Annotated in this window: 18 protein-coding genes; 17 read left to right on the forward strand and 1 reads right to left on the reverse strand. The window is 38.8% G+C overall.

Features of this window, described 5'->3' with window-relative positions:
- Positions 1–100: 100 nt before the first annotated feature.
- The 17 genes from ACFORF_RS09840 (at position 101) to ACFORF_RS09920 (ending at position 15,936) form a co-directional block, all read left to right on the forward strand.
- Positions 101–2,314, forward strand: a complete 2,214-nt coding sequence (locus ACFORF_RS09840) for a pLS20_p028 family conjugation system transmembrane protein (protein WP_380427765.1) — start codon at positions 101–103, stop codon at positions 2,312–2,314.
- 5 nt (positions 2,315–2,319) lie between these two features.
- Positions 2,320–2,604: a BRCT domain-containing protein gene (locus ACFORF_RS09845; RefSeq protein WP_380427767.1), complete on the forward strand. Its 285-nt coding sequence runs from the start codon at positions 2,320–2,322 to the stop codon at positions 2,602–2,604.
- 144 nt (positions 2,605–2,748) lie between these two features.
- Positions 2,749–3,054 carry a hypothetical protein gene (locus tag ACFORF_RS09850; protein ID WP_017768584.1) on the forward strand — a complete coding sequence of 102 codons (306 nt, stop codon included), beginning with the start codon at positions 2,749–2,751 and terminating at the stop codon, positions 3,052–3,054.
- The gene (locus tag ACFORF_RS09855; protein ID WP_380427768.1) at positions 3,054–3,701 is read left to right on the forward strand and encodes a hypothetical protein; all 648 of its coding nucleotides are present in this window, start codon (positions 3,054–3,056) and stop codon (positions 3,699–3,701) included. Before ACFORF_RS09850 ends, ACFORF_RS09855 begins: the two co-directional genes overlap by 1 nt.
- Before the next feature lie 10 nt (positions 3,702–3,711).
- Positions 3,712–5,661, forward strand: a complete 1,950-nt coding sequence (locus ACFORF_RS09860) for a virulence factor (protein ID WP_380427770.1) — start codon at positions 3,712–3,714, stop codon at positions 5,659–5,661.
- 13 nt (positions 5,662–5,674) lie between these two features.
- A complete protein-coding gene (locus ACFORF_RS09865) occupies positions 5,675–5,935 on the forward strand; it encodes a hypothetical protein (RefSeq protein ID WP_000182621.1) in 261 nt (86 codons plus the stop codon).
- A gap of 13 nt (positions 5,936–5,948) precedes the next feature.
- On the forward strand, positions 5,949–7,286 hold the full coding sequence (locus ACFORF_RS09870) for a CHAP domain-containing protein (RefSeq protein WP_380427772.1): 1,338 nt from the start codon (positions 5,949–5,951) through the stop codon (positions 7,284–7,286).
- A gap of 14 nt (positions 7,287–7,300) precedes the next feature.
- Entirely contained in the window at positions 7,301–7,885 is a 585-nt protein-coding gene (locus ACFORF_RS09875) for a hypothetical protein (RefSeq protein WP_380427774.1), read from the forward strand.
- A 140-nt stretch (positions 7,886–8,025) separates the two neighbouring features.
- Positions 8,026–8,847, forward strand: coding sequence for a ParA family protein (locus ACFORF_RS09880; protein ID WP_380427776.1), 822 nt, complete (start codon positions 8,026–8,028; stop codon positions 8,845–8,847).
- Positions 8,844–9,113 carry a hypothetical protein gene (locus tag ACFORF_RS09885; RefSeq protein WP_380427778.1) on the forward strand — a complete coding sequence of 90 codons (270 nt, stop codon included), beginning with the start codon at positions 8,844–8,846 and terminating at the stop codon, positions 9,111–9,113. The genes ACFORF_RS09880 and ACFORF_RS09885 overlap by 4 nt, the downstream gene beginning before the upstream one ends.
- Positions 9,114–9,135: 22 nt before the next feature.
- A complete protein-coding gene (locus tag ACFORF_RS09890; RefSeq protein WP_380427780.1) occupies positions 9,136–9,465 on the forward strand; it encodes a hypothetical protein in 330 nt (109 codons plus the stop codon).
- A 115-nt stretch (positions 9,466–9,580) separates the two neighbouring features.
- Entirely contained in the window at positions 9,581–10,909 is a 1,329-nt protein-coding gene (locus ACFORF_RS09895; protein ID WP_380427781.1) for an ISLre2 family transposase, read from the forward strand.
- A 726-nt stretch (positions 10,910–11,635) separates the two neighbouring features.
- A complete protein-coding gene (locus ACFORF_RS09900) occupies positions 11,636–12,703 on the forward strand; it encodes an Abi family protein (protein ID WP_380427783.1) in 1,068 nt (355 codons plus the stop codon).
- Between the two features lie 53 nt (positions 12,704–12,756).
- Complete coding sequence (locus tag ACFORF_RS09905) at positions 12,757–12,999, forward strand: ADP-ribosylation factor GTPase-activating family protein (protein ID WP_043026249.1); 243 nt, start codon at positions 12,757–12,759, stop codon at positions 12,997–12,999.
- A 336-nt stretch (positions 13,000–13,335) separates the two neighbouring features.
- Entirely contained in the window at positions 13,336–13,698 is a 363-nt protein-coding gene (locus ACFORF_RS09910) for an SAG1252 family conjugative relaxosome accessory protein (RefSeq protein WP_380427784.1), read from the forward strand.
- Between the two features lie 2 nt (positions 13,699–13,700).
- Complete coding sequence (gene mobC / locus ACFORF_RS09915; RefSeq protein ID WP_380427786.1) at positions 13,701–14,066, forward strand: plasmid mobilization relaxosome protein MobC; 366 nt, start codon at positions 13,701–13,703, stop codon at positions 14,064–14,066.
- Positions 14,053–15,936, forward strand: coding sequence for an SAG1250 family conjugative relaxase (locus ACFORF_RS09920; RefSeq protein ID WP_380427788.1), 1,884 nt, complete (start codon positions 14,053–14,055; stop codon positions 15,934–15,936). The genes mobC and ACFORF_RS09920 overlap by 14 nt, the downstream gene beginning before the upstream one ends.
- A 207-nt stretch (positions 15,937–16,143) precedes the next feature.
- Here ACFORF_RS09920 and rsgA read toward each other — a convergent pair whose 3' ends face one another.
- On the reverse strand, positions 16,144–17,100 hold the full coding sequence (gene rsgA, locus ACFORF_RS09925; RefSeq protein WP_380427790.1) for a ribosome small subunit-dependent GTPase A: 957 nt from the start codon (positions 17,098–17,100) through the stop codon (positions 16,144–16,146).
- Between the last annotated feature and the right edge of the window lie 177 nt (positions 17,101–17,277).

The raw sequence follows: 17,277 nt of genomic DNA on the forward strand, positions 1-17,277 counted from the left end.
TGAGGCTTTTTTGATGTCTTTTTGTCATTTTTTCCCTTAACGCAAGAATTTTGATTATCCCTTATGATGGAGGTATATAACAGAAAGTAGGTACCTTCATTTGATATATGATACATATTCAGATTTGGTTAATGACCTAGAAAAAGGTTTTTTAGATATAAATGGGAAAACCAACGGGAATATTACGGGCGAAAATGCGGAGAAAATGGCTTCCTTTTACAGATACTGGAGTAACTATTTGGAACCAACGCCCGCCTTCCTCTCTTTCTTGGCCTATATCCCAGGAGGCATTGCCAAGGCCTTGTACTCAATTACAGCTAGTTTGGAACATGTCTTTAACAATATGTTCAAGCTCTTTGGTCTCTTTGGCTACTTAGGTGATAACAATACGGTTATAGGCCAGTTCTTCTATTGGTTTCAGGTGATCGGCACGACTCTTTTTAGTCTGATTCTTGTCGTCTCGGCTATCACAGGTGTCTTTACCAAGCCAGTCAAGTATAAGGGGGTGATTACAAACTTCCTCTTAGTAACCATGGTCACGGCCGTTTTACCACTTGCTCTGACGACCGTATCCGCTGTTATGGCACAAGATGCTATGAATATCCAAACGATTTCTAGCGAGGCTCCAGAGGGAAGTAAGCATTATTCCTCATTAGCTATTCAGCCTATGAAGAACAATGTGGTGGATCTTAAAGTCTTGATTGATAATGATTTCTCAACAGAACTCTTTCATCTAGATGATCAAGGGTATATTAAACCACCTAAAGAAGGCTCTACACCTGTCAATCAGATTACGGACAGTCCAGATAAGAGGGATACGACCAATTTTGCGACCCGAATTGATTTTGGGGCAACTTATGGAGCTTCTAATGCTGATTTGTTAGATGAAATGGACGATAAACAAGAAGGGATAAAAGGACTTTTCTTACACAAACTAAACACGAATCAAGATGGTGTTGAAACTATTACCGAACATAAAATCGTCGGTGAACTAAATGCTTTTGAACCCGTCTATCTACGATACAAAGTCAACTGGATGGGGATGTTCATGCAATATGTGATTCTGATTGTGCTCTTAATTTCTATGGCTATCAAGTTGGTAAAATCCGTTTTTGATATTATCATTCAGGCGATGATCTCTCCCTTACAAGGCTATAGCTCGCTGTCTAACTCTAAGAAGTATAAGGAGCTGTTACGAACAATGGGAGGAGCGCTGGCAGGTATCTTCTTTGAAATCGTGATTATGCGTGTGACACTTGAAATCTTAAGGGATTTACCAACCTTGTCTGTTTCAGCTGTCACAAAACTATCAGGTGGCTTCTTTGATGGCCTCAACATGTGGGAACAGTGTATTGCGGCTTCACTTGTTTATATCAGCGTCTTCTTAGCAGCCATGCAAGGGGTGACCATGATTGAACGCTGGCTTGGGGTTTCTACAGGTCACAGTGATACCGCTCAACAACTCATTGGGGCTATGATGGCTGGTCAAGCCTTTGCGACTGGAGCTGGAGCTGTTGGAAGTCTAGCCATGGGTGCTGGACAACTAGGGATGGATGTCGCTAGTAAAGCTCCAGGAGCCATTGCTGCAGGAACTAAGAAATTTGGGGATAGTCTAGCTGTAACAGGTGGAGGTCTTCGAGGAGCCTTCAATGCTGTGAGAGACCAAGGTGTCGCAGGTGCCACCAAAGGTGGAGTGAGCAACATGGTTGATTTGGCAGATATTATGGGCAAAGAAGCTGTTGGTAATGTCAAAAACTTTGCAGGTGGAGTCGCTGATCGTTTAGGACAGAAAGAACAAGCTGCTCATGATGCGGTATATCGAGGCCTGAAGGATCATAGTCTTCCTGAAGAACCAAGGCCCGTCTCTCCATTTGATCCCGATGCCTTAACAGGATTTGATGGTCCTAGCGATATGTCCGAAGATGTTGGACCATCTGGAGGGGGAATTTCGGATCCTACCGTAGTCCCTACTGAACCATCAGGAGAAGCCTTTGGAGGAATAAACGAACCCATTCAGACCGTAACAATAGAAGATGAGTCGGGCACAAAGATGATGCCATTGCATGAGTGGGTAGGTGACACTAAGCCCCCTAAAGGTGGCTACAAAATGTATGAGAGTGCACCAGATAGCTTAATGAAGCAACCTAACATCAAAGAAAGCTCACACAATCACTCCGAGTCCAAGACTCAATCAAATTTTCAACACTCCATGAACCAAATGCACTACATGGGCCAACAAATGCAACAGTCTGCTCAACGTATGCAAGGACAATCGCATATCAGAGGTGCTGAAATTGATGAAAGTGACGAGTAAGGCCTATGATTGATGTTGCTGGAAAAGTTGTTGTTGTCACAGGTAGTTTACGACCAATGACCAGGCAAGATGTCACTGCTTTTCTTCAAGATAGGGGAGCCATTGTTCAGAACTATGTTTCAGCTCAAACAGATATCCTTATTGCGGGCCATAAACAATTAAATCTCTTTGAACCTGACAAACGTTCTAAGAAATATGAAGCTGCAATATCCAGGATTGCAGAAGGTCAGACGATTACGATTCTGCCAGAAGAAGAGTTTTTCAATATGGTAAAGAAGTCTCAATTTTGAGGCTTCTTTTTTGTTCATAAAGATATATAACTTTTTGTGTATAGGATGAGTTTTAGAAGGAGAGTCTGTGTGATTTATCCCCTTAATGCAAGAATTGTCATTATCTCTTACACTAGAACTATCAAGTTAAAAAGGAGATAGAAAATGAGTGAAAAGTATGGTGTCCCACGTGACATCTACGCCAAAGTTAAAATTATAGGACTAGTGATGGCCGATATCGTTTTCGTAGGCGGTTCAGCTGTTGCGGCGGTATCTGTTGGAACGAGGATTTTCCCGACGAGTCAATGGGCACAATTATTGGCTTTTGTGATTCTAACACCGCTGATGTGCCTCTATCTGGTTTTACCGACGAATGGCGGAAAGAAAAATTGGCACAGCATGTTTCTCTTCTTCAGAAGAAGACGAAAACGCTATGTTAGTCTGAATTATCAAAGAGGGGAGAGACGGTAGTGGCTATTAAACAAACACAAACACAATCTTTAGAAAAACGTCCATTGGGTCGCATGCAGGATAAAAAGAAGGAGAAACAAGAGTACTTCGATCTTAATTCTTGTGTTGAATTACTTGATGTTAAGTCGATTATCGACAATCGTCAAGCCTATATTCAGTTAGTTGATTATGGTTATCTTCAGCTGATGGAGATTCCAGGAAAGGATCTCGGTTCCCTTTCCTATAACGAGATTAGACGAACCATTGATAACTTTGAAAAATGGCTAACGGACTTTAATACAGATATCCAAATTGAAACGACGACATTACCGACCAATACAGATAGTCAGATTATGGATTTGCGCCATCATTTGAGCTTGGTTCGTCAAGAAAAAGCAACGTTATTGCCTGATTCCCGTCGCTACTTGCAGTTGTTAGATCGTGAGAACTGGATTAGAAATGAAATCCAGGTTGAAGAAAATATCCAGCAAGAAATCTATAATACAGAGTTTATTCTTTGGCTCTTTGCACCAACGACAACCGAGTTAGATGACCTGGTTCGAAAGGCTAAATCTTATGGAAATAATGATTTTGTCCCACGTGACATCACCAGGATCAAGAAGGAACAAATTATCAAACAGTTCAACAATATGAACGAAAAAGTATAAGGAGAAACACATGCCAGAATTATCTAAACGTAGGCAACGTCAGCTAAAAGCACAAGGCTATGAGCTAGCTTTTCTCAGTCGTATTCAGCCACAAGGAAACATTGATTTCAAAAAAGATGACCGTTCCTGGATGAGTGGGGACGGTTATCATACGGTACTCCATTTTTACGAATACCCGTCAGAAGACTTAGATCGATTTTGGTTATCTGACCTTATGTTAATTCCAGGAACACGTTCTTTCTTATCGCTTTATCGAGCAAACAATAAAGAACTGAAGAAAGAAATCAAGGACTCCATAGAAGAAAAATCCACACGTATTACAGGCAATAGTAAGATTGTTGATAACCAACAAGAAATAGATGAAATCAAAGATTTGACTCAACTGGATAGAGAGATTACCAAGAAGAATATTGCCATGTTGGGAATGTATGTTCGGAACTATTCTTCTGCTTCAACTAAAGAAGAGCTCTTTAGAAAAGTAGAGGATATTAAAGATAAGACTTCCAACTTCAAATCTACGATTCTCTCAGGTGAATTGGACTTTGAGTACCATGCGCCATTTATTCCAGCACAGTATCAAATAGACCTGCCGAACCACAGACGTGGGATTCCAGTTAGGGCCCATGATTTAGCGGGTGGTTATTTCTTTAATCATACAAAGTTAGAAGATCAACGTGGGGTCTACTTGGGCTGGACACCGACTAAGGGAGCTGTGAATTTTAACTTCCTGGAGAGAGATGAACGTCGGACCAGGTCCTTTATGATTCTTTCGGGAAACCCTAAAATGGGCCAACGCTCCTTTCTTTTAAAGCATACCGATGGCCTCTATGCCAAAGGGAACTATATTCGCAATTTTGATGCCAACGGGACCTTCCTTGATCAGACCAGACTACAACATGGTCTAATTCTTGACTTATCAGGTGAAGCCAACCGCATTAATATTTTCCAGGTATTCCCAACTGTTACAAATGAAGAGGGAACAGCCATTGATAAGAAGAAATCTTATAACCTGCATATCCAGAAGCTAAAGAGTATTCTCAAGCTACTCAATAATGAAGTGACAGGGGATGACTTGACAACCTTCGGTAAGATGTTGAATGAATTTTACATTGAAGAGGGATTGTGGGCCCGTAATCCCAAGTTGAATCCAGAAAAGCTAAAAGCGACAGATTTGGTGAATGAGGAGTATCCGATTTTGTCAGATTTCATTTTGTTTACGGATGACTATAAACGGAGCCTGAGGGCACAAAGTAAACCTGATGAGATTGAAATAAAGTCAGTTAACCGTATCTATAATACCTTTAATGAGTTATTGACGACAAATGCGGAAATCTTTGAAGGCACCACTGAGTTTCAGGATATTTCCTCTGAACAGGTCGTGACCTTTGACTTCTCAGGACTTAAAGGAACACCGCATTTGTTAAATGCCCAAATCTTCTCAGTATTATCTTTAGTTTCAGCGGATATTGTGAATAATGGGAAACGTTGTAAGCAACTGATGAAGGGAAATGCTCATCTAACCGAGATGGATATGGAACATTATATTGTGAACATTAGTGAAGCTCAAACTCTGATCAATCCCAAGTATGAGAGCAGTGTTGAGTTATTAGCTGATATGATTGATTCGATGGGAGAGAATTTTGCAGGTGTTGTTTTATCTGTTAATTCCCTTCGAGGGATTCTCTTTGAATCAGGAATAGGGAATCATAAAGATCTCTATGTGACAGCCGTTCAACGTATCTTTGGCCTCATGCAGTATCGTGTCTTTGCACAGACAGATGAGACCAGTGTTCCTTTACTTGCCAATGCACTTGCGGGATCCATGAACCAATCAGAGCTTGAAACATTACCACGGCTAGCTAAAGGTCAACTCTTTATGAATATAGCAGGAGTTGGCAATCTAGTCTTTAACCAACAATTACTAACACCAGAAGTACAACGATATGGTGGCATTCAGTAGGAAGGATAAGAATATGACAAACAAGAATCCACAAAAATTAGGCATGATTGCCCGACGAAAACAAGCAATTGACCAATATATTGCAGTCCGAAAAGTGAGAAGCCAGGAAATTAGGGATTATTTCGCTTCTGAAGGGGAATCTGATCCAGAGCGATTAGCCGCTCAAAAGGCACGGGATCAAGAGTTTTTAAGGAGCTTGAAGAAATTAGGGATAGGCTTTATTATCTTTTTACTCTTTTATGCCATTCTCAAAACCGCTCTAGGTCTGTGGTAGAAAGAGGAATGATGTGAAGAAGACCGTTTTCTTAAAAATACTGGTTCCCCTTGTCTCAATCGTTTTCTTCATTAGCCTTGGTGTTACCATACTAGCTGGTATTTTGGGAGCTGTTAGCAGTTCACAGGCAGATTGCACGACAGAAGTAGCTCCTTCAACTTCAACTGGATCCTCAGTCTCTTCAGGTGACGGTTCTATCGATTCCTTTGTGAAGGAGCATAAAGAAGCTTATATCCTCTCCTGGAAAGCTGGTGGCTTCTTGCCTTCTGCCTCAATCACACAGACGATGATTGAAAATGGGTTTAACTTCTCTAATCCTAATGGAACCTCTTTTTGGAAAGCTCACAATATGGGAGGAGTTAAAACCTCAAGATTAAGTGATTTTCCAGTCACCTTAGCAACTTATGGTCAGGATAGTGTTGACTTATCAGGAACGAAACCAGGAGCCAATGTTGGTGATGGAACGGGTGGTGCTTACGCTTGGTTTTCAAGTTACGATGCTGGTATTGTTGGCAAGGCTGAATTTATGGCTCACCAAACCCTTTATACTAAGGCTATTAATAATACAGATGGCGTATCCACCCTTTCCGCTATTGCGGACGGTGGCTGGGCTACTGATGGCACCTATAAAACCAAGCTTGTTGACATGTATAACACACTTGGTAGGAAGTATGAGTGGTTAGACAAGGAAGCTATCAGTGCTCATGGTGACAAACCTTACAAGGAGGTCCCTTCACCTGGAGAAGATGGCCCGTCAGATACGTTTACAAGCACTGCTAAAGATTGTAGTGGCTCCTCTTCAGGTGATGCAATAGATGGAACAGGAACGGTCCCAGCTGATGCGACAGCTTGGGGTTATAGTCCAGACAACATTCCAGAGAGCTTAAAACAGTACATCATTGATCCTAAAAGTCTAGGGATGGGCTATGCCAACGCAACAGGATGGTATGTGACTGGCCAAGGGCCACTGTTTGATGGTCAATGTGTTAACTTAACCATTAGCCTAGGAAATCATCTCTGGGGACATTCGGGATCTGTCACTGGAAATGGAAAAGATCAGGCTGCTGCTTGGGCATCCATCTTTGGAAATGGTGTCAAAACAACGCCTAAGAAGGGTGCTATCTTTTCAACTCAAAATGGCGGTGGAGGCTATGGTCATACTGGGATTGTCTGTCATGTCTTTGTGGATGGCTCTATCTTGATTGTAGAACAAAACACACCATTATCAGGATGGGATTACTTCAAGACACCTTATACCTGGAATTACCGTATCTGGACTCCAGAACAACAAAAAGCAGAAATCACGACCTTTGCTTATCCAGACGGTAAAGAACCTAAACTTGGAAAATAGGAAAGGACCTCTCAATGAAAGAATGGATGAAAGAAAATATGATTTATGTGATCGTAGTTAGCTTATTGCTTTTCTTTTCAGGAGTAGCTATTTATAAAAACTATACCAACAACAAGGTTGACACTACTCAAACGAAACAAACAAAACCTTCAGATCCTGATTCTTCCCAAACAGTAGAACCAGAGTCTATCGATGAAAGGAACTATCGAACAGCCAAATTGAAGTTAGAACATCCCTATACAGAAGGTAGTGAGGAACAAAAACAAGAAGTCGCAAAATCATTTGATGAGGCGATTAATTCCATTAAGGAAGCTAAGCATTTGACAGAGGTCAAAGGAACCATAGAAAACCATTTATCTATGAGTCAAGATGGTATGGTCCAAACCTTGGCAATGGCAATTTTGGTAAATCAATACAGCTATCAAGCTTCCAAACTAGAAGTGACATCATCTGAGAATGATGACGTGGTTCAATTTTTAATCGTTCTAACAAAAGAAGGCGAGGACAATTGTTACTTTGTCGGTAACTTCAATACAACAGTCCATCAAATTCAGCTGATAAGCTATATTGGTGGGAATATCGGAGGAACTTTTGGTTAAAACATAAAAGAAAAATACACAAAAAGTTATACAACAATTTGTGTATTTTTTGTTGACAAAAAGATCAGTATATTGTAAAATAGAGATATAAAAAGTTATATAACAATTTAGATAACTAATTACACAAAAGGAGTGCTTCTATGAAGATTCAAACAACTAACCTCGATAAAGGTGGAGGTGGGAAAAGTAGCCATACCTATAACGAGGGAGATTGGTTATCACGTGTTAAAAATAAGCGAGTCTTATTGATTGACGGGGCTAGAGAATGTAACTTGACCCACTCTTTTGATGTGACGAGTGAAAAGACCATCTATGATATTTTTACAACAGGTGAGTATGAAATTTGCCGTATTAATGATAATCTTAGCTTAATTCGTGGTGATGAGCGATTGACAGATGAACAGTTAGACTTATCTAGTCGAAACAATAAATATCTTCAGTTATTTATGTGGTTTAGTGAACATTACGATGAATTAGCTGAACAATTTGATATCATTTTGATTGATACTCACAATGATGAAAGTCTAGTGACAGCGAATTTTATTGCTGTATCTGATATTGTCCTGGGGGTAACAGATGCTTCCACAAATGGTTTTCGTGCCTGGTTAGCTCTAAAAAAATTTGTAGATTATATCAAGAGTGAAGCCGTAGAAGTAATTACAAAGAAAAGTTATGTTAAGACTGAAGCTTATCTTATTGGCAATAAGATTGAGTATTATGGAAATAATGTGACCGAGACTTGCAAGCAATTCTTAGACGTGGTTCAAGAAGATGAGGCTTACTTGGGATCTATTCAGAAGAAAGAACTGGTTGCCAAGAGTTTAGTGATTAACCAAAGTGTCTTTGAGCAACGTGACCATATGACAGATAAACAAAAACAAGACCATCAGAAGTTTTATGATAATATAGAGTATGTCTATCAAAATATTTTAACAGTACTGGAAGGAGAGGTTGCATCATGACGGACAATCGTTTTGCCCAATTAAAAGAAAATTTTGACAAGGAAGCTCCAAAAAGGCGAAGTGGGGTACCCCGTAAAGAGGCAGCGCAAAAATCACCTGATAGCTACAATAAAAAAGGGCGTTTTCCCTTCTCGTTACATCATGATGTGCGTTATGAAAAACTAGAAGATCTCGTTCATTACCATAGTGCTAAATCTGCATCCGATTACCTGGAGAAATTGATTATCCAAGAATGGGAAAAAATGCAGCGAAAATTAAAGGGTTAATTCAAGAGTTAAAGGAGATAAGATGATTATTTTCGTTTCGATCAAAAAACTTGTTCAGACTTTCTGGTGGTTGATTGCTGCTATGGCCCTATATGTCTTTTATCAGACAATCGGGTTAAATATGTTTTTCTTGTTAGTTTTGGGTCTGTTGTCTTTAAAATTTGTACCTGTCTTGTTCTTACCAATTCTTTTGATTGCCGTAGGTGTCCATTTCTCAGGAGATTTTTCATTCATTGCGGATGGGATTGTTTGGGGATTTTGGGGTCTTGTGTCATTGCCTATTGGTTTAGCTTTTCTGGAAACAGTCTATCCTAAATTTGAACATTGGAAGCAAGAGAGGAAAAAAGGTTAAAAGGTATTATCCTATAGGGATAAGCCTTTTTTGTTATCAAAAACAAAAGAAATTTGAAAACTTGGTCGTGAATCTTTAAAATAGTTCTCGTTATTTTTTATTTGGAGGAAAGGTAATGTTGACTATTGATGAACGAGAGCTTAAAGAACAGTTATTTGCACAAAATGCTATAGATTTTCACGATTTTGTGACTAAATATGATGAAGAGATGGTTCCCATTATGAAGGCTAGAGGTTACACATGTATCCATTCTACGGAGCGGACAGTCGCTTTTACCTTTGGGGAATTTACCTTTCGTCGTCGACGTTGGAAAAAGGGAGATAAATGGGTTGTTCCAGTGGATGAAAAACTGGGGCTGAAAAAGAACGTGCGTTTTTCTTGGGAATTCATGTATCAGATTGCTAGATTATCTACGATGATGCCATATGAAAAAGTAACACAAGTAATTCAAATGACTTACCATATCATTATTACAAAACCAACTGTTGTACAGGCAGTTAAGATTTGTGACAAATTACTTGAGGAACGTGCAACGTATCGGTTTTACGAAGATCTTTCAGAATGTGAGAGGCAAAAAGTAGACGTTATTTATATTGAAGGTGACGGCGTAATGGTGAAGGCCCGTGATATCGATACAGATAATAAAAATTATGATTTATCTCACTTTGTTGTTCATACTGGAAGCTATAAAGTAGGAAGTAATCGATTTGAGTTGAAAGATAAGAAAGAATTTGTTGGACTGAATAATCGCTTGGCTAGAGATCAGGTATTGGACTATCTTTACAACACTTATGAAATATCGGATAATACTCTGCTTATAACCAATTCTGATGGTGGCCATGGCTATACTCCATATGTCTTCAGGGAAATTGCCAAAGCTTTAAAAATCAAGCGACACGAGCATTTCTGGGATGAATACCATCTCAATCGAGATATAAAGGTTTTTTTCAAGCCTTACTCGGAGGAGTTATTGGATAAGGCTTTCCAGGCGATTAAACAACATGATAAAAGTAAATTACGCACAGTTCTAGATACGACAGAAGCCTTGGTATTGACTGAAGAGGAAATGGAGGAGTTCGAACGCTTTAAAAGAAAACTACTTAACAATTTTCAATACACTAAACCAGCTGAAATGAGAGGATTTACTCATGCAGGCATTGGTGTTATGGAATCTCAACATCGCAAGATCACTTACAGAATGAAGAAGCGTGGCATGTATTGGACTATTTGGGGAGCAGAGACTATGAGCCAAATGATTGTTTTAGCTTATGAAGACCAACTACGAGAGCTATTCTTTGGTTCTTGGCGTGAAGATTATCAGAAATATATGGATCTGGAGTCTTTTAGTGCAGGCAAAATCAAAAAAGAGCAGAATAAGTTAGACAAACAATATCAACTCCAATCCGTTGGTCGCCTGAGATATGGGAATCACCATAATTTGTAGACAATAAGATGAACAATAAGTTATATAACAAAAACCTTCGTGATAAAGGCCTTTTTGTGCTGCTTTTTACATAAAATGCTTGCTTCGTGTGTCTTTGTGTGTTATAATCTAACTAACTTAATCGAATAAAAAGAGACGAAAAGTGCGACAACACTTTCCGTCTTACCGAGTAAGAACTCGTCCTTCTTACTCAGTCTCTAATTTATGATACAGGATAAAGGTATCTATGTCAAGGGCTGAGCAAGAAATTGTTCAGTTTTTTCTTTACACCTCGGTAACAAGTTCTCCTCAAATAATACAGAATTGCTCATTCTAAAAAATTCTACCGCATACTTTTTACATAAAATGCTTGCTTCGTGTGTCTTTGTGTGTTATAATCTAACTAACTTAATCGAATAAAAAGAGACGAAAAGTGCGACAACACTTTCCGTCTTACCGAGTAAGAACTCGTCCTTCTTACTCAGTCTCTAATTTATGATACAGGATAAAGGTATCTATGTCAAGGGCTGAGCAAGAAATTGTTCAGTTTTTTCTTTACACCTCGGTAACAAGTTCTCCTCAAATAATACAGAATTGCTCATTCTAAAAAATTCTACCGCATACAGAAGTAAACTATTTCTTGCTTAGTAGGGGATCTTGTGGTATAATTTAGTTAGATTAGAAGTCATCGAAGGTACAGCAATGTATAACTAGGTGGCCTTTTTTCATATTATGGAGAGAAATTCGATGACTAATCACATACTTGAATTCACAAATTTTAAGGACTACTTACCATTAGATTTAGATATTACTGATAAAACTCAGTTAGTTTATAGACCGGTATTAGCACCAACTCAATTAAAATGTTCTCTTGAGCCAGCTTTAACTGAAGAACAGTTATATGTCCACATGAAAGAAAGCTCTAACTGGTCTTTCGAGTACGATGGGAATGATGACTTTTATAAACAGGATTGTGTTGATTTTTTACGAGATACAGATTTTCAATCCTTTTCTCAATATGGAAAGTTGGTGGACAGAAAATATATAGAAGCAAAAAGAGTTTACTTATTCGATAGCTACTTTAGAAATTTTCTTCAAGAGATACTGGAGCGTATCGAAGTTTTTTTGAAGAAGAGTACAGCTGATGCTCTGACGATTGGATACAATAAACCTTCTTATATTTTTGAAGACGATGCTCTCTATTATTCAGAACAATCTAAATATCGAAAAGAAAATCCTAAGAGGCAGGATATTGTTTTGAAAACAAAATATCATTTGTCACGATTGATTTTGGAAAAACAAGATGATGCTACCATCAAGAATCAGATTGATCAATATGGTGTCGTGTTACCTTGGACCGTTTTTCGTTTAATGACATTTGGAAACATAGCGTCCTTCCTTGTTGCCCTACAACCAGAACATCGAAATAAGGTTGCTGCCTATATTAGTCTTCCCTTGGACAAGGAGGATAACATTCCAGCTAAAATCTTATTGTCTTGGTGTAACGCTCTTCGTTATCTTAGAAATATTTGCTTACACAATGGTAGATTATATGGTCGCTTACACCACACTTTACCGGCTCTTCATCATTCTGACAAAGAATTATTGATGACAGGTTCAGAGAATGATGACAAGACACTATTTATCTATTTTATAACAATGAGACATCTCATCTTATCTATGTCCCTAGAAACCCATAGTTTTTGGAATAAAAAATTACAAAAGCTTCTGGAAGAAAGTCATCAAGAACAAGTGGACTTGAGACATTATGGTTTTCCAAAAAATTGGATGGACTTATTGGCAATTAAGCAGTGATAATTGTTTAGATGAATAGGTACTAGAAATAGAATCAGGACGGAGGTAAAGCATTGACTCCTATTTCAATCAAAAAATTTGTCGAATTGACTATCAATAATAATCCAGACATCAATCCCAAAGAGCTTGAAGAAACCCTGCGTGCAGTACTTGAAGAAAAAGAAGGAGGGGCAAGGTGTATGAATTGTGGAGCTCCTATTTGGGTAGCAGGGAGTGCACTAGTAGGGAGCCACATGTGTTTCACGTGTCTAACAGGTGAAGCTGATGATAGTGATGATTTTGAAGTTTTAGGTTAAGCTATTTCAGAAATTTTTTGAGAGCTCAATGGCTCTTTTTCTTTTCCTGTGATAATTTTTCCAGCTCTGTCTTGTTACACTCTATCTAAGTAAAAAAATCAACCCTTGATTTTTGTTTGGGGGTTTGGGGGCGAAGCCACCATAGTTTCTTATCGTCGGCTGACAAACCTGTAAGGTTTTGGTTCAGCTGGCGATTAGATTTTGGGTTATTGTGGACACAATAACTGAGCTCGCAAAAGCCGAAAAGCGAAGCGTTGAGGCTTTTTGGAAGCACCCGTATCCCATACGGTATCGGGGCTGACCCGATAGGGGCAAGTAGAGAAGGAGTATAACGAGATGGCAGACCACTATCGCATTATCCGTAAGGAAATCAATCTAACCCCAGAGGAACTGGAGCAGATTCAAGAGCTGATGAAACAGGAACACGCTGACCAGTTTTCACCCTTTGTCCGTCAAAAGCTAATGGATTTAGTTGAAGGGAGGCAGTCGGTGACTGACTGGTTTGCCCTCTGGCAGTCCCAGAAGATTGAACAAATCAGTCGAGACATTTTACAAGTGACTATCATGGCCGAACAGACCCAGCAGGTCACGGCAGAGCACTTACGAATTATCCTAACCTGTGTGCAAGAGCTGATGGCTGAAGTAGAGAAGTCTATCCCACTCAGTCCAGATTTTCGTGACAAGTACATGGGAGGTTAGGCATGGAAAATCGTTACCGCACTAATCTCAAAAAAGTGTTTCTGACGGACCAGGAGTTGGTTAACCTCAATGACCGCATTGCTCAAAGTAGCTGTAAAAATTTCTCTGCTTATGCCAGAAAGGTGCTGCTCAATCCTAACATGACCTTTCTGACCATTGATACCAGTAACTATGACGACCTGGTCTTTGAACTGAAACGTATCGGAAATAACCTCAATCAAATCGCACGAACCGTTAACCAAACTCATCTTTTAACATCAAGTGACCGTGAGCTCTTGGTGCAGGGCATTGGTCAATTGATTAAAGAAGTTGAAAGCGACTTTAACCTTAAATGCCAGCAGCTAAGGGAGTTTTATGGTCGTCACTAAACATTTTGCGGTGCATAGCACCAAGTATCGCAAGAGCCTTATCAAGTACATTCTCAATCCAGAAAAGACGAAGCAGCTGAAGCTAGTTTCTGATTTTGGCATGAGCAATTACCTAGACTTTCCCAGCTATGAAGAGCTGGTGGAGATGTATCAGGCAAACTTGACCAATAATGATCGGCTCTATGATTCCAGAAACGACCGCCAGCAAATCAAGCAGACCAAAATCCACGCCCATCACTTGATTCAGTCTTTCTCTCCTGAAGACAAGCTGACACCAGAAGAGATTAACCGCATTGGCTACGAGACCATCAAGGAATTAACAGGGGGCAACTTTCGTTTCATCGTCGCAACCCACACAGACAGAGACCATGTGCACAATCATATCCTGATAAATTCCATTGACCTCAATTCAGACAAAAAACTCAAATGGGACTATGCCCAGGAGAGAAATCTTCGCATGATTTCTGACCGCTTAGCCAAGGAAGCAGGTGCAAAGATTATTCCGCCCAATCGCTATTCGCATGAGCAGTTTGAAACTTACCGTAAGACCAATCACAAGTTTGAACTCAAGCAACGGCTCTATTTTCTCATGGAGAACAGCAAGAACTTTGAGGACTTTATGGCCAAGGCTCCCGCTCTAAACGTGGAGATGGACTTCTCTCGCAAGCACGCCAGATTTTTCATGACCGATCGAGACATGAAGCAGGTCATTCGCGGCAATCAGCTGGATAAGCGACAGCCCTACACCGAGGACTATTTCCGAGAGCATTTTGCCAAACGAGCCATTGAGCAGCGACTGGATTTTATCTTGCCCAGAGCACGTGACCTCTCTCATCTTTTGGAAATAGCAGAGCAGTTAAATCTAAAAATTTCTCCGAAGAAAAAGCATGTGACTTTTACCTTGAAAGAGGACGACCGAACCATTTCCATTGAGAATAAAAAGGTCAGCACAAAACACCTCTACGATGTCCAGTTTTTTGAAGAGTATTTTGATAACAGAGACATCATACCAGATCCTGATTTGACTAATCTGGTCTCAGACTTTGAATCCTACCAAGAAGAGCAGGACGAGGACAAGCTCCCTAGTGAGGAACTCTTGGTAGTCTACAAGGATTTCAAGGAGAAGCGAGATAAGATTCAGGAGTTTGAAGTTGTTCTAGCAGACCACCAGATTGACAAGTTGGTCAAGGACGGCATCTTTATCAGAATGACTTACGGCGTCAAAAAAAACGGCTTGGTCTTTATCCCAAACCGTAACTTGGATATTCATGAGAGCGAGCAGGGCAAGTCCTACCATGTCTTTATCCGAGAGACAGCCCAGTTTTTTATCTACAATAAAGAGAACTCTGATTTCAACCGCTACATGCGAGGACGTGAACTAATCCGTCAACTCACTCATGACAGCAAGCATATCCCTAAACGCAGACGCCCGACTATGGCCAGTCTCAAAGAGAAAATAGCAGAGCTTAATCTTCTTATTGAATTAGACATCAACAACAAATCTTATCAGGAAGTCAAAGATGAGTTAATCAAGGACATCGCCCAGCTGGATTTGACCATCACGGAGTTGCAGGATAAGGTCGCTCATCTCAACAAAGTAGCAGAAGTCCTGCTCAATCTTAATAACTCCGACCCAGAAAACAAACGGCTGGCCCGATATGATTATGCCAAGATGAATCTGACACCAGATATCAAACTGGAGCAGGTGGATAAGGAGATTGAAGATATTCAAGACCAAATGAATGCAGCTATAGATGACTATGAGTATCGAGTGAGACGGTTGGAGAAGTTTGTAGACAGAGTCAACTTTGAAGATTATCGGAATATAACCAACGTAAAAAAGTTTTCAGATTATGGGCTATTCAATTAAAGTTAGATAGTCTTGATATGAAAACAAGGATGAAGACTATCTATCAAGGAGATTTAGATATTCACTCGGATATGTAATTGCTAAAGAATTGGAAATAAAGTTAAGTAGTTAAGGTTACAAATTAGATATAGAACAAAATAAAAAGTTATCAGAATTACCTGATAACCAGAAGTTTTTGATGAGGCAGCTGTGGGATATTTTTGTAAATTATAATCTCCAACTTGCTCTTCTTTTAGATAATAATTCGAGCTTTTTAATGTTATAGTGGTATCTTTCAAGTATTTCTGGCTTAATAATACCATTGTTGATAGCTTCTTTTACTGCACATTTAGGTTCAGTAAGGTGTAAGCAATCGTTAAATTTACAATATTTGGCATATTCTTCTATTTCTTCAAATAATATTTTTGTATCGACACTTAAAGTTGTATCAATACCTTTAAAACCAGGAGTATCAATAATATTGTATTCTATCTCTGGACAGAAAATGATTAAACTACTAGTTGTTGTGTGTTTTCCTTTGTAGTCATTTCGAACATTATTAACCCTTGCAGTATAATTTGTTTGAAGGTGGTTAAGTAAACTAGATTTTCCTGCTCCCGATGCTCCAATAAACATACCTGTCTTACCAGGAATTAGTAATTCTCTGAATTTTTTGATAGATAATTCATCATATAAACTAATAGGACAAATATTAATTTTAGGATATAATTGTTTAACTTTAGATAGATATTCTTTATAATTTGAAAAAAGATCCTTTTTACTTAGCACAATTGTTAAATCAACATTTTGTTGAGAAAAGACTAAAATGTATCTTTCAATTTTTGATAGAGAAAAATTTTTATCCAGAGGAATAAATATAAAGAGTTGATCAACATTTGTGGCTAAAATTTGATTAGATTCAGAGAAATTATAGCTCTTTGCAGTTATATTACTAGATTTACAAATTACATTTTTACGAGGCAACAATTCTATATTTGAAATAGAGTTATTTGTAACAGAATACTTAATAAAGTCTCCTACATAATAAAGCTGTTTTTTTAAACTAAGTTTGTTGATTTTTTGTGTATCATTGCTTTGAAATCCGAGTATGTATTCACTACGGTGTTCAGAGATAATTCGAGCTATATTACTTTCTTTATCGTCAATCGAAAATGCACTAATCATTGTCTATAATACTACTTTCTTATTTTTGATGTATGTTATTTTTGATTAAATAGATAAACTATACATCTATTTTAACATATATCTCTATAGATGTATAGCTATATTTCCTATTTTGTTGCTTTAATAATTCTTTTGTGATAAGATTGTACCTGAAAAATTTATCAAAACTCAAGGAGA

This window comes from Streptococcus caprae, assembly GCF_042649745.1.
Classification (GTDB): Bacteria; Bacillota; Bacilli; order Lactobacillales; family Streptococcaceae; genus Streptococcus; species Streptococcus caprae.

Bases quoted from the DNA above. Each gene is read 5' to 3' on its own strand.
- ACFORF_RS09920 (WP_380427788.1), top strand. From the start codon at position 14,053: ATGGTCGTCACTAAACATTTTGCGGTGCATAGCACCAAGTATCGCAAG.
- ACFORF_RS09895 (WP_380427781.1), top strand. From the start codon at position 9,581: ATGTTGACTATTGATGAACGAGAGCTTAAAGAACAGTTATTTGCACAA.
- ACFORF_RS09885 (WP_380427778.1), top strand. From the start codon at position 8,844: ATGACGGACAATCGTTTTGCCCAATTAAAAGAAAATTTTGACAAGGAA.
- ACFORF_RS09900 (WP_380427783.1), top strand. From the start codon at position 11,636: ATGACTAATCACATACTTGAATTCACAAATTTTAAGGACTACTTACCA.
- ACFORF_RS09845 (WP_380427767.1), top strand. From the start codon at position 2,320: ATGATTGATGTTGCTGGAAAAGTTGTTGTTGTCACAGGTAGTTTACGA.
- ACFORF_RS09865 (WP_000182621.1), top strand. From the start codon at position 5,675: ATGACAAACAAGAATCCACAAAAATTAGGCATGATTGCCCGACGAAAA.
- ACFORF_RS09850 (WP_017768584.1), top strand. From the start codon at position 2,749: ATGAGTGAAAAGTATGGTGTCCCACGTGACATCTACGCCAAAGTTAAA.
- ACFORF_RS09910 (WP_380427784.1), top strand. From the start codon at position 13,336: ATGGCAGACCACTATCGCATTATCCGTAAGGAAATCAATCTAACCCCA.
- ACFORF_RS09890 (WP_380427780.1), top strand. From the start codon at position 9,136: ATGATTATTTTCGTTTCGATCAAAAAACTTGTTCAGACTTTCTGGTGG.
- mobC (WP_380427786.1), top strand. From the start codon at position 13,701: ATGGAAAATCGTTACCGCACTAATCTCAAAAAAGTGTTTCTGACGGAC.
- ACFORF_RS09875 (WP_380427774.1), top strand. From the start codon at position 7,301: ATGAAAGAATGGATGAAAGAAAATATGATTTATGTGATCGTAGTTAGC.
- rsgA (WP_380427790.1), bottom strand. From the start codon at position 17,100: ATGATTAGTGCATTTTCGATTGACGATAAAGAAAGTAATATAGCTCGA.
- ACFORF_RS09880 (WP_380427776.1), top strand. From the start codon at position 8,026: ATGAAGATTCAAACAACTAACCTCGATAAAGGTGGAGGTGGGAAAAGT.
- ACFORF_RS09860 (WP_380427770.1), top strand. From the start codon at position 3,712: ATGCCAGAATTATCTAAACGTAGGCAACGTCAGCTAAAAGCACAAGGC.